This window comes from Actinoplanes sp. CA-015351, from assembly GCF_050955685.1.
In the GTDB taxonomy this organism is placed as follows: Bacteria; Actinomycetota; Actinomycetes; order Mycobacteriales; family Micromonosporaceae; genus Actinoplanes.
In genome coordinates this window covers 1,973,855-1,987,385 of record NZ_CP192102.1, presented here as the reverse complement: position 1 = coordinate 1,987,385, position 13,531 = coordinate 1,973,855, and the positions used below count along the sequence as shown (strand labels likewise).

7 protein-coding genes are annotated in these 13,531 nt (G+C 68.3%); 6 read left to right on the top strand and 1 reads right to left on the bottom strand.

Going from position 1 to position 13,531, the window contains the following annotated elements; translation table 11 throughout:
• Positions 1–90 precede the first annotated feature (90 nt).
• Positions 91–633: a TetR/AcrR family transcriptional regulator gene (locus ACQP2E_RS09055; protein WP_433829762.1), complete on the top strand. Its 543-nt coding sequence runs from the start codon at positions 91–93 to the stop codon at positions 631–633.
• Positions 634–642: 9 nt separating this feature from the next.
• Here ACQP2E_RS09055 and ACQP2E_RS09050 read toward each other — a convergent pair whose 3' ends face one another.
• Entirely contained in the window at positions 643–1,197 is a 555-nt protein-coding gene (locus ACQP2E_RS09050; RefSeq protein ID WP_433829760.1) for a TetR/AcrR family transcriptional regulator, read from the bottom strand.
• A 407-nt stretch (positions 1,198–1,604) separates the two neighbouring features.
• On the opposite strand from ACQP2E_RS09050, the gene ACQP2E_RS09045 reads away from it, so the two are divergent.
• From ACQP2E_RS09045 to ACQP2E_RS09025, 5 genes are all read left to right on the top strand, one after another.
• Positions 1,605–5,051 carry a PA14 domain-containing protein gene (locus tag ACQP2E_RS09045; RefSeq protein ID WP_433829758.1) on the top strand — a complete coding sequence of 1,149 codons (3,447 nt, stop codon included), beginning with the start codon at positions 1,605–1,607 and terminating at the stop codon, positions 5,049–5,051.
• Between the two features lie 64 nt (positions 5,052–5,115).
• A complete protein-coding gene (locus ACQP2E_RS09040) occupies positions 5,116–7,095 on the top strand; it encodes a glycosyltransferase (RefSeq protein ID WP_433829756.1) in 1,980 nt (659 codons plus the stop codon).
• On the top strand, positions 7,092–8,468 hold the full coding sequence (locus ACQP2E_RS09035; RefSeq protein WP_433829754.1) for a glycosyltransferase: 1,377 nt from the start codon (positions 7,092–7,094) through the stop codon (positions 8,466–8,468). The genes ACQP2E_RS09040 and ACQP2E_RS09035 overlap by 4 nt, the downstream gene beginning before the upstream one ends.
• Positions 8,465–10,012: a hypothetical protein gene (locus ACQP2E_RS09030; protein ID WP_433829752.1), complete on the top strand. Its 1,548-nt coding sequence runs from the start codon at positions 8,465–8,467 to the stop codon at positions 10,010–10,012. The genes ACQP2E_RS09035 and ACQP2E_RS09030 overlap by 4 nt, the downstream gene beginning before the upstream one ends.
• Before the next feature lie 1,736 nt (positions 10,013–11,748).
• Positions 11,749–13,425, top strand: coding sequence for a protein kinase domain-containing protein (locus ACQP2E_RS09025; RefSeq protein WP_433829750.1), 1,677 nt, complete (start codon positions 11,749–11,751; stop codon positions 13,423–13,425).
• The last annotated feature ends 106 nt before the right edge of the window (positions 13,426–13,531 follow it).

The window sequence follows — 13,531 nt, the reverse complement described above, 5'->3', positions numbered from 1 at the left end:
TACGTCTCCTAGCCGATCGGCTACTGCACAGATGATCGGCAACCTAGCCGCTCGGCTAGGCGAGAAACAAGATCTGGGTACGATCCGCGGATGCGAACCGCACGGGAAAGGGTCCTGTCAGCAGCCCTGGATCTCTTCGCCGAACACGGCGTGAGCGGCACGTCGCTGCAGATGATCGCCGACCGGATGGGCGTCACGAAGGCCGCCGTCTACCACCAGTTCCCGACGAAGGAGGAGATCGTCCTTGCGGTCATCGACCCGGTCCTGGCGAGCCTGACCCCGATAGCCACCTCGGCCGCGCGCCGCCGCACCCCCGCGTCCCGGCGTCGTCACGTCCTCGACGCGGTGGTCGATCTGGTGGTGAAGCACCGGCGGCTCTCGGCGGTGCTGAGCTTCGACCCGGTGGTGGTCCGCCTAGTCCGCCAGCACCCGGCCATGACGGTGATCTCCGAGCTGGTGGAGCTGCTGACCGGCCCGGACCCGTCGCCGGCCGCCCGGGTGGAGGTCGTCATGGTGGCCGGCGGCCTGGTGATGGCAGGCGCTGAGTCGTCCCTGTCCGACCTTCCCGACGAAACCCTCAAAACCCACCTGCTCAAGACCTCGCTGCGCACCTTGCGCCTCAACCGGAGTTAGTACGCCGGATCAGCCCAGCGGCCGGAACACACCCTCCAGCAGCAGGTCGACCGAGCGATCAGCGGCGGCCCGGGCGATCGACACGTCGGCGGTGGTCTCGGCGACGCCCTGCACCATCGCGAAGAGCAGTGCGAGGTCGCCGGGCTCCAGATCGGGCCGGACATGCCCGCAGTCACGGGCCCGGCGCAGCGGCCCGGTGAACGCGGCGATGACCCGATGCAGGTACCGCTCCTGGGCGGCCGGGTCGAGCCGCCGGGCCAGGCTGACCAGCCCGCGCAACGAGACCAGCGAGTGCAGGGTCTCGCGGAGCAGCGTACGGAAATCGGTGTGCGCGGCGTGTGTCTCCAGCCGTTCGAGCTGGTGGCTGATGACGCCGGCGAGCAGGGCGTGCCGGTCGGCGAAGTGGCGGTAAAGGGTGGCCTGACCGACGCCGGCCCGGCGCGCGATCTCGGGCATCAGGGCGACACCCTCACTGCGGGTCAGCACTTCGCTGGCCGCCTCGAGGATGGCCGCACGGTTGCGCTGGGCATCTCGTCGACGCGTTATCGGGGCTCCATACAGCACCTGCACCCCCTTAGCTACCGACGAGTCACGTTACTTGCCGGTAACGAGAATGTCATCATCTCAATATTCTCGGAACCGGCATCGCTGGAAGGTCCGCGGCACGGCCGGCCCGCACCTGCCACCACGACAACCCGGCCGGCGACAAGATCACTATCGGCGGCGGTCCTACCTGGACGTTCCCATTCGATAACCTGCCGGAAACGGCAGCGGGAATGGATCACGAAATTCCGTGATCCATTTATTTCGCAGGGACGGTCCACTTTGGTACGGAAAGCCCGAGCCGGAAATCCTCGGGAATCAAGTGCGTCATTCACCATTCAGAGTTCTGGTCCTGCCCGGAAATGACAGCCCTCTAGTTTCGGTAGTCGCGGACGAAACTGGGGGGAACCGTGAGGACGCGAATCATCATGATCATTGTCGCTGTGCTGGCAGCGACACTCCTCGAGCCACCACCGGCCTACGCTGCTCCCCCGCCCGACTTCCAGACCTCGCTGGTGATCGGCGCCGACCTGAACGAGCCATCGGGCTTCGAGATAGCCCCGGACGGACGGATCTTCATCCTGGAGCGGTCCGGGAAGATCCGGATCTACAAGAACGGTCACCTGCTCGCTACACCGTTTGCCGACCTGCCGAGCGAGGCGAGTGGCGACCGTGGACTGATCGGCATCGCGTTCGACCCCGATTTCGGCGTCGCCAACCACTACGTCTACTTCTATTACACCGGGCTTGACCTGCACAATCGCCTGGTTCGCTTCGACGCCTCGGGTGACGTGGGCACCGACGGGCCATACACGATCTTCCGGACCGAGTCACTCTCCCAGCAGCTGCACGTCGGTGGCAGCATCCGGTTCGGACCAGACGGGAAGATGTACTTCGCGGTCGGCGACAACGGTTACTCCAGCAACGCCCAGGTCCTCAGCAACCCGCACGGCAAGATCCTGCGGATCAACAAGGACGGCTCCATCCCGGCCGACAACCCGTTCTACGGCCAGGCCGGCAAGGAGCAGGCGATCTGGGCGTACGGGTTCCGCAACCCCTGGCGGTTCCAGTTCGACAGCCTCACCGGCCAGCTCTACGGCGGCGACGTCGGCGACTACACCTGGGAAGAGGTCAACCACATCGTCAAGGGCGGCAACTACGGCTGGCCGCTCAAAGAAGGCATGTGTGCCGCGAACTGTGCCGGTTTCACCGATCCCATTTACGTTTACCCCCATAACGGGGAAAGTGCGGCCGCGACCGGCGGACCGATCTACCGCGGTGACCAGTTTCCCGCCGAGTACCAGGGCAATCTCTTCTTCGCCGACTACGCGAAGGGCTTCATCCGCCGCGCCGTTCTGGACGCGGCCGGCAACGCCACGAGCGTGACCGACTTCGATGCCACCGCCGGGTCGGTGGTGGACATGAAGGTCGGGCCGGACGGCTCGCTCTACTACCTCACGTTCATCCCGGGACGGCTCTACAAGGTCAGCTACAGCCTGGGCAATCACGCGCCGACCGCAGTGGCGTCATCAGACGTGACAGGCGGGGGAAGCCCGCTGACGGTCCACTTCTCAGGCGAGGGAAGCAGTGATCCCGACGGCGATGGCCTGACCTTCGAGTGGGATTTTGGCGATGAAACAACAAGTGTCAGTAAAAATCCGACAAAAACCTACAACCAGACTGGCGTTTATCAAGCGACCCTGACCGTCAGAGACAGCGAGGGGAACACCAACTCCGCTGTCCCGATCATCATTCAGGTCGGCATACCCCCCACGGTCCGGATCGCGGTCCCCGCCGACGGCGCGACATACCGAGCCGGCGACGTGATCACCTACAACTCGTTCGCCACTGACGCGGCCGGCTTCGACCTCGACGACAACGACATCAAGACGAACGTGGTGCTGCACCACGGCACCCACATCCACCCGTTCGTCGGGCCGCTGACCGGCCGGGCCGGCCAGTTCACCATCCCGGTCACCGGTGAGTCCTCGGCCGACACCTGGTACCGGATCACCACGACGGCCACCGACGCGAACGGGCTCAGCGCCACCAAGTCGATAAACATCCGGCCGGTGACCAGCACGTTCACCCTGACCACCAACCCGCCGGGCCTGCCGCTCTATCTGGACGGCATCCCGGAGACGACGCCGCACGAGCGGCTCGGCGTGGTCGGTTTCCAGCGCGAGGTGTACGCCCCACCGACCGCCACCACCGAGGACGGAACCGTCCTGCACTTCACCGGCTGGTCGGACGGCAAAGGCATCCGGCACACCATCGTGACACCCGCACAGGCGGCCACCTTCACGGCCAACTACGCGCCCTCCCCCGCGTTCACCGCCACGTTCTACGGCAACCGCAACCTCGCCGGTACGCCGTTGCTGACCCGCTCCGACCCCACGATCGACTTCATCTGGGGTGCGGGAAAGCCTGATCCGGCCGTGCCGGCCGACGAGTTCTCGGTGCGGTGGACCAAGAAGCAGTACTTCGCCGGCGGCCGATACCGGTTCACCACTGTCTCCGACGACGGCGTACGCCTCTACATCGACCGCGAACTGGTCCTCGATCAATGGAACGGGCAGTCCGGCACCGCGTACGACTGGGTCGGTGGCCTGGGCGCGGGCACCCACACGATCACTATGGAGTACTTCGAGGCGGGCGGTGAGGCACTGGCCAAACTGGACTGGGTGGCCGCGATCGACCAGCCGGCCGACACCTGGAAGGCCGAGTACTGGGACATCACCGGCGCGAACGAGTCGCCGACCCTGCCGGTGACCGCACCGGCGCTGACCCGGAACGAGCCGGCCGTCGACCACGACTGGGGAACCGGTTCGCCTCTCCCGGCGACAGATCACTTCGCGGCCCGCTGGACCCGCACCGTGAGCCTCGCTCCCGGCGAGTACGAGTTCACCACCACCGCCGACGACGGAGTACGCCTCACCGTCGACGGCCTGCGCCTGATCGACGACTGGGCGGACGGGGCGGCCCGGGTCAACACCGAGACGACCCTGCTCAGCGGTGGCCCGCACACCATCGTCATGGAGTACTACGAGAACTTCGGTGACGCCGTGGCGAAACTCGCCGTCCGGCAGACCGCCGACGCGACCGATCCACCGGACTGGGCGGCCGAGTTCTGGAACACCGCCACCCCGGCCATCCCGGCCCGGGCACCGGATCTCACCCGTACCGATTCGGTGATCAGCAACGACTGGGGTGGCGGCTCACCCGATCCGGCCGTCGACGAGAACCATTTCGTGGCGCGGTGGACGCGTACCGACACGCTGCCGGCCGGTGTCTACCGGTTCTCCGGGCGCAGCGACGACGGCATCCGGGTCTATCTGGACGGTGTCCCGATCGTCGACAAGTGGGTCAACCAGAACGACACGTTCAGCACCGACCGGCTGGTCTTCTCCGGGACACACCAGATCCGGGTGGAGTACTACGAGAACGACGGCGGCGCGATCGCCCAGTTCGGATACCAGCGGATCGGTGACGTGGCACCCGACGACACCTGGGACGCCGAGTTCTTCGCCGGCACCGAGCTGGCCGGCACACCTGTCTCGACGAGGCAGGACGAGAACGTCAACTTCGACTGGGGCGCCGGCAGCCCCGACCCGGCGCTGCCCGGTGACGGCTGGTCGGCCCGCTGGACCCGGTCCGCCGAGTACGCGGCCGGCACGTACCGGTTCAGCGCGACCGGCGACGACGGCATCCGGGTGCTGCTCGACGGCGTGACCGTCGTCGACGGCTGGTCCGACCACGCACCCACCACGTTCACCGCTGACATCGAGGTCACTGCGGGAGAGCACACCGTAATCGTCGAGTTCTACGAGCGAGGCGGCGGCGCCTTGGCCAGATTCAACCAGAATGTCCTCTGAGGAGACGACAATGGTGGATGTCGCACCGACCGCACCAGTCCCGCTGAAAACCAAAGCACCGCCCATGGTCAGTGTCGTCGTACCGACCCGCAACGAGTCGGACAACGTCGGTCCCCTCGTCGAACGGCTCCGGACCGCCCTCGGCGAGATGCCCGGCGAGATCGTCTTCGTCGACGACAGCGACGACGACACCCCGGAGGTGATCGCCGCCCTTGCCGACGACGACATCCGGCTCGTGCACCGCACCGCCGGGCACCGTGACGGCGGCCTCGGCGGTGCGGTGGCCGCCGGGTTCGCCGCGGCGCAGGCGCCCTGGGTCGTGGTGATGGACGGCGACCTCCAGCACCCGCCGGAGACCGTGCCCGACCTGCTCACCGCCGGCCGCAACGAGACGGCACAGGCCGTGGTGGCGAGCCGGTACCTCGACCGCGGCCGGGTCGACGGGCTGGGCGGGCTGTTCCGCCGGTTCGCGTCCCGCGCCACCGGGCTGGCCGCCAAGGTGCTCTTCCCGCGCCGGCTGCGGACCGTGACCGACCCGATGAGCGGTTTCTTCGCGATCCGCCGCGACGCGATCCGGCCGGACGAGCTCCGCCCGGACGGCTACAAGATCCTGCTCGAAGTGCTGGTCCGTAATCGGGTCGAGCGGATCGCCGAGGTCCCGTACACCTTCCAGCCGCGCGCCGCCGGTGACAGCAAGGCATCGCTGCGGGAGGGGTTGCGGTACGGGCGGCACCTCGCCGGGCTGCGCGTCGCCACCCTGCGTCACCCGCGATCGTCGACCGGCCGGATTCTCGGTTTCGCGCTCGCCGGTGCGGCCGGCACCGCGGTGAACTCGGCCGCGCTCTGGGCGCTCGGCGAGGTGGCCGGTCTGCCGTACCTGGTCGCCGCGTTCCTCGCCGTGCAGGTCGCGATCATCTGGAACTTCCTGGTCGTGGACAACCTGGTGATGCCACCGGGCGAACGGACCCGAGGACACCGGTTCGGCCGGTTCCTGCTGCTCAACAACACGCTGACACCCGTACACCTGGGGTTGCTCTTCGCTCTGGTGCAGCTCGGCGGACTGCACTATCTGGGTGCGAACGTGCTCGCCATCGTGGTGGTCTTCCTGCTGCGGTACGTGGTGACGACGTCCTGGGTCTACGGCACGCCGAACGATCTGATGAACACGGTCCGGCGCACCGCGCAGGTCCGGTTGCTGCTTGCGCTGGCGCTGACCGCGGTCGCCTTCCCGGCGCTGCTCACGGCCGGTTGGACCGGCATCGACACGCGTGGTGACACGGTTCCGCTGATCATCCCGCTGGCCGCGGCCGTGGCGCTGGTGGCCGGACGGCTGCGGCCCGCGGACCACGAGCCGAACGTGCACGACCGGCAGACCGACGGCCTGATCGCGACGGCCTGCATGGTGGCGGCCGCCGCCCTGCTGATCTTCTCGGACGCGACAGCCGCAGCCGCGCTCTTCTACCTCGGTGGCGCCGCGATCCTGCTGGTCGGCACCCGCACGGCGGCCCGGCTGCGCTGGGTCCTGCTGCTCCTGCCGATCGCTGCGGTCAGCTCCGAAAGCGTCCGGAACACCGTCGACAACGCACTGGGCTCGATCATCCAAACCCTCGGCCAGCCGGGTGGACCGGTGAACAGCGCGGACGGTCTGTCCATCAACGACCTTCTGCTGCAACGAGGCCAGCTCCCCGGCCTCGCCCTGTTCGGCGCCCTCGCCTGCCTGGTGATCAGCGCCGTGGTGATCTCCGGGTTCAGCCGGTCAGCGCTCGTCCGCATCGTCGCCGCAACGGTGACGGTGATCGCGGTGACCATCGGCGCGGTCCTCGCGGTCCTGCTCGTCGGCCGGCTCTTCGGACCGGAGGCGTTCCGGATCGCGCAGAAACCGATCTTCATCGACCTGGCACTCGCCGCCACCATCACGATCTTCATTGCTCGATGGAGCCCCATGAAAAGCGGAAACAGCGCGATGTTCCTACCCCGAGCCCGCTTCGCTCTGCTCACTCTTGGCACGGTCGCCGTCGCCCTGAGCGCGGGAGGCACCCTGTGAACGGCCCGCATTCCGCCCACGTCGTCCTGACCCGCCGTCAGCAGATCGGCCTCGTCGTCGCCCTCCTGCTGATCGCCATCACGGCGATCCTGCGCCCGATGCTCGTCCTGCAGACCATCGTCGCGATCGTGACCCTCGCTTACGGAGCCGCGATCATCTTCCGCGTCGTCCTGGTCTACGCCGCCGGTCGCGGCGAACACCAGGTACGCGTCAGCGACGAGGACGCCCGAGCCGTCCCCGACGACGAGCTGCCGATCTACACCGTGCTGGTACCGGCGTACAACGAGCCCAGCGTCATCGGCATGCTGATGACCCACCTCGGCGCCCTCGAGTACCCGCGCGACAAGCTCGAAGTGATCCTGCTCCTCGAAGAGGACGACCGGGAGACCATCGACGCGGCCGAGGCCTCGATCAGCGGTGATCACGTCCGGATCCTGGTGGTGCCCGAGTCCCAGCCGAAGACGAAGCCGAAGGCGTGCAACGTCGGCCTCGAACAGGCCCGGGGCGAATTCGTCACGATCTACGACGCCGAGGACATCCCGGATCCGCTCCAGCTGCGCCGGGCCGTGGTGGCGCTGCGCCGGCTCGGCAACGACTACGTCTGCCTGCAGGCCGAGCTGAGTTACTTCAACGTGGACCAGAACCGGATCACCCGCTGGTTCTCCCTGGAGTACGCCACCTGGTTCCGCTCCCTGCTCCCCGGACTCGTGGCGCTGCGGATGCCGATTCCACTGGGCGGCACCAGCAATCATTTCCGTACCAAAGAATTGCGTGAGCTGGGCGCCTGGGATCCCTACAACGTCACCGAGGACGCGGATCTCGGCATCCGGCTGGCGCGCTCCGGTTATCGCGTGGGCGTGCTGCACTCGGTGACGCTGGAGGAGGCGAACTCCGACTTCATCAACTGGATCAAGCAGCGCAGCCGCTGGTACAAGGGCTACCTGATGACCTGGCTGGTGCATCTGCGCTCGCCGCGAGCCACGTTCCGTCAGCTCGGCTGGCGCGGGCTGCTCTGTCTCAACCTCTTCGTCGGTGGCACTCCGCTGGCGGCGGTGCTGAACGCGGTGCTCTGGGCCACCACGCTGCTGTGGTTCCTGGACCGCCCGCCGATCATGGAGGAGATCTTCATCCCGCCGTACTACTACATCGGACTGTTCTGCCTGATCTTCGGGAACGCCACGGTGATCTACCTGAACGTCCTGTCGGTACGCACGATGGACCGCCCGGACCTGCTCGGCACCGCACTGCTCTCCCCGCTGTACTGGGCCATGATGAGCCTCGCCGGGGCCAAAGCCGCGTGGCAGCTGGTCGTCAAACCCTCCTACTGGGAGAAGACGACCCACGGGCTGCACCTGCAGGAGGCCTCGAAATGACGCTCGTCGACACCCCGGTCAAAACCCGCAAGATCAACGTGGTCGTGCTGGTCACCGGCATCCTCTACCTCGGCATCGCCATCTGGTTCTGGCGTAACCACCTGATGCCCGGCGACTCCAGCAGCCGCCTCGCCAACGCGTACTACACGATCTTCAGCCGCGACCCGCACCTGGCCGCGATCGGCTTCGTCTGGAACCCGCTGCCGTCGCTGCTGCTGATCCCGTTCCTGCCGCTGACGTTGCTGTTCCCGGCGCTGACCCAGGAATCGCTGCTGGCCGTCCTGGCCTCGGCCGCGCTGATGACCGCGACGGTCGGACTCTTCCACTCGGTCATCCAGAGGATCGTCGCCAATCGGGCGCTGCAGATCGCGCTCACCGCGGCCTTCGCCCTGCACCCGATGACGCTCCTCTATGCCGGAAACGGCATGAGCGAGGCCTGCTTCCTCTTCACCCTGATGCTCGCGGTCCGCTCGCTGCACCTCTGGCTCGTGGAGAAGCGCGTCGAGCAACTGGTCCCGCTGGGCCTGGCCCTCGCCCTCTCCTACGGCGCCCGTTACGAGGCCCTCGCGCCCCTGGCCGCCGTGACCGCCCTGGTAACCGCGATCACCTGGTGGCGCAGCGGCCGCAACGGCGCCCTCGCCCGAACCGACGCCGTGATCGTCGGCCTGCCCGGCCTCCTCGCCGTCGCGCTCTGGGCCCTCGCCAGCAAGATCATCGTCGGTCAGTGGTTCGCCACGTTCTCCTCGGAATACGGCAACTCGGCCCAGGTCAGCACATCCGCCGCGGACATCGACTCGGTCACCGGCGACGATCTGGGCAGCCGTCTCGCGTACTGGGGCCATCAGATGACCGGCCTGGCACCCTTCGCCGCGATCCTGCTGGTAGCCGCGCTGGCCTTCGCCTGGCACCGCCGCGACCTGGCGATCCTCGCCCCGATCACGGTCCTCGGCTCAGTCCTGGCCTTCGACGCGATGGCGTTCCTCTCCGGCACGTCCTTCGGCTGGCTGCGCTTCCACATCGCGGTGGTCCCCCTCACCGTCCTGCTCGCCGCCCACCTGATCGCCGACGCCCGCCAGCGTTTCATAACCGCCGCATCCCTGGTCCTGGTACTCGCGGCGTACCCCACCATGTTCAGCATCCTGTCCGATTCCAACCTCTCCCGCGAGGAGGCCCAGTGGGTCTCCGAGAGCGGCCGCTTCAACACTTCTGACCTGCACCGAATCAACACCCAGGTAGCGGCGGACCTGGACTCCATGAACCTCCCCGACGGATCGGTCCTGACCGATGTCGCCTACGCCTTCGGCGTAGTCCTGGCCAGCGACAACCCGGACCAATTCGTCATAACCCCCGACCGCGACTTCGCCGCCGCCGTAGCCGACCCCACCGCCCACAACATCCAATACCTCCTCATCTCCGCCGACGGCTCCGCCGACGCCGTCCGCCTGGCCCGCTACGGCCCCACCCCGGTCCCCCTCGACAACGCCACCCCGTACCGCGACGCTCAAGGCGGCGTCGAATGGTTCCTGGTCAAAACCCCCTTTTAGTACGCGTTTCGCAAGGCTCGCGTAACACCCTGAGCGACCACCTGCCCCTCAAGGCCGCCCGGCCCGTCTCGCTACCGGTGCCCACTCACCGCCAACCCACCCACCCCGCCACCGCCACCGCCACAAGATCGAGCTGGCTCTCGCCGCCGTCTCCCCCAGCCAGGACAGCAGCGAGAGCCAGCCACCCGCACTCCCACTCCCACCCCTCCCCCTGCACTCCCGCACTCCCACCCCACACCTCCCCTCCCCTCCCCTCCCCTCCCCTCCCCTCCCCTGCGTGTTCCCGCACCCCGCACCCCGCACCCCGCACCTCGCACCCCGCACCTCGCACCTCGCACCTCGCACCTCGAGCTGCACAACACGGTCGCCACAGATGACAGCGGACAGCCGTAAGCGCCAGCCGAGCTCAACCCAGCCAGCGCTAACGGTCGCCTCCAGCCACCATCCGCCGACCACAAGCACAAGCCGGCCGCGCCCGGGCAGCACCAACGGTCGCCGCGCCGGACACCCGGCGCCCAATCCCCGCCCTTCCTGTCCGGCCGACGGAAATCGCCGCCAGATGATCAGCGGGGCAATGAGCGCACGCACGAGCGTCTTGCGTGCGTTCCCAGCTCGACGCAGGCCTTCCGCGCGCGCTCACCGCCGTTTCGTTCACTTTTGCAGAATTGGTGCTTTTGTCATCTCCTGGCGAGCGAGCGAGCGGGCGGGTGGGCGAGCGGGGCGGGCGAGCGGGCGGGTGCGCGAGCGGGCGGGTGCGCGAGCGGGCGGGTGCGCGAGCGGGCGGGTGCGCGAGCGGGCGGGTGCGCGAGCGGGCGGGTGCGCGAGCGGGCGGGCGTTGCGTGTGCTCGCGTCTCTGCGCGAGCCTCCGGCATGCGCCGGCCCCCTGCTGGCCGCCTATCGCGGCGCCGGTTTGCTGGATCTCAGGTGATCAGCCTGGACCAGGGCGCACGCAACGGAGTGGTCGCGTGGACCAGGGCGCACGCAGCGGCGTGGACACGTAGCCGAGGGCGCACGCAACGGCTCCGTGCGGCTTCATCTACGCCAGGGGCGTGATGGGAGCTCACGGAAGTACTGCGTGGTGCCTCGTCACCGTTGCCAGCCCCTTTCGTGGGCCGCTGTCCCGGCCGATGACGTGAGCCGCGGCGGACGGTGGGTGCCGGCTGGGCGCTCGCCGATCGGAGTAGCGGGAGCAGGCAGTGGTCGGAGCGGCCGCTGGCGGGAACGGCAGTGGTCGGAGCGGGCAGTGGTGGAAGCGGGCGGCAGTGGTCGGAGCGGGCAGTGGTGGAAGCGGGCGGCAGTAGCCGGAGCGGGCAGTGGTGGCTTGGTCACGCCTGGGAACTACTTCTGCGGTCGGACGGACTGGGCCCGGTCGGACGTCTCACATATTGGGCGGACAGTGTTGAATTTTCTGTCAACAACCCGTGTAGCGCGCGAGCGGCGGAGTCGTCGGTGAGCAGGGCAGCGCGAAAGATCAGGACGGGCGGCTGATGCCGGCTCCGCCCAGGTGCGTGCATGATCTTCCCTCGCAGCCACTTCTCGGGTTGCCCGAGTTTGATTACAGTGAATAACCGTGAGGTTGCCTAGGGTCACCGAGCCCTGGGAGTTCACACCTTCCGTCCACTCCGGTCGAGTGATCGCTATCGTCTCGGATCACCAGAAATCCGACAGTCGCACGATCGCGTCCGTCCAGTAGCGTCGATAGTGCTTTTGTGAGCGTCCACAACCGAGGTGACGGCATGGTTCCGCTGGGAGAGGTCGTCGCCGGGCGCTATCGCATCCTCCGGCCCTTGGCCAACGGTGGGATGAGCCGCGTCTGGCTCGCATCCGACGATCGTGCCGGTGTCGCGCGTCACGTCGCCATCAAGCAGTGCACGGTCCCCGACGGGCTCTCCCCCGAGCAGCGCGACGTCGTCCGCCAATGGGCGTTTCACGAGGCCAGGGCCGCTGCCCGGGTACGCCACCCGAACCTCATCCACACCCTTGAGGTCTGCCAGGACAACGCCGGCCCATGGATCGTCATGGAGTACGTGCCATCCCGCTCGCTCCAGGAGATCGTCGAGACCGAGGGTTCGCTGCCGCCCGTCCGGGTCGCCGAGATCGGCCTGGCCGTGCTGGCCGCGCTCGCCGCCGCGAACGACGCCGGCGTGCTGCATCTCGACGTCAAGCCGGGCAACGTGCTGATCGGCGACGACGGTCGTGTCGTGCTGACCGATTTCGGTCCTGCCGTCACGTCGGCCGGCATCCAGGCGCTGACCGAGGCCGGCGTGGTGCTCGGCTCACCGAAGTACATCGCGCCGGAACGCCTCTTCGAGCACACCTCCACGGTCGCGTCGGACCTGTGGTCGCTCGGCGCGACGCTGTATCACGCGGTGGAGGGCCGGCCACCCTATCTGCGCTCCAGTACGACCGGGGTGCTGCGCGCCCTCGCCGACACCGAGCCCGACCCGACCCGGCAGGCCGGTCCGCTCACCCCGCTCCTGGCCGGCCTGCTCCGCCGCGACCCGGCCACCCGCCTCGGGGTCCACGAGGTCGAGGCGAAACTCCGCAAGGTCGCCGGCGTGCGACGCTCGAAATTCGACCGCAACTGGTGGAAACCGACCTGGTCACGCCCCGCCCTGCCGGAGCCCGCCCACGAAGCCACCGCCGCCGAACGCGTCGCCCAAGCCGCACCGCACCAGGAGCCACAGCCCGCCACACCACACGAGCCACAGCCCGCCACACCGCACCAGACACAACCGGCCGCATCGCAGGACGTGCAGCCCGCGGCACCGCACGAGACACAACCGGCCACACCGCAGGTGGCGATGCCGCTCGGGCGGTCGGTTGACGAGGTTGAGGAGGCCGGGCGGCCCTGGTTGCGCCGCCGCCTCTCCGCCGCCGCCGCCGTGATCACCCTGCTGGCGCTGCTGGCCGCCGTCGCCGCGAACACCCGCGGCGGAAACGGCGGCGCTCGCCAGCCCGTCTCCTCAGCCGCAGCGGTCGCCTCGGTGCTGCCCGAGGAGTTCGGCTGGTGGGCGGATCCGAGCGGCTTCCGGGTCGCGGTGCCGGACGGCTGGCGGCCGGACCCGCTCGCTGACGGCGAGGTCTCGTTCGCCGACCCGAGCGGCGGCACGATGCTGCGGATCAGCCGCTGGGCCGGCCCGGCCGGCGATGTGGTGGCCGGTCTGCTCGCTCAGGAACAGGATATTCAGGTCCCGGCGTACCGGCGGTTGAGGATCGAAGCGCTGCCCGGCAAGACCGGAGCGGTCTGGGAGTACACGTTCCTGAACCCCGACTCGGTCGCGATGCGCGGGCTGCGCCGGGTGGTGGCCAGCGGCGCCGAGGCGTACCTGATCGAATGGCGCACCGCGCGCGACGCGTGGCATGCCGCGCTGCCTCAGCTCACCGTGGTCCTCTCCACGTTCGCAGCGTGAGGCGACGCACGCTCCTGAGGAGCCGGCAAATACCGCGGCGTCTTATCGGACAAACCTCACAAGTTCTGAGTTCCGAATAGACGATGTTCCTCAGCGGCCCGCACAA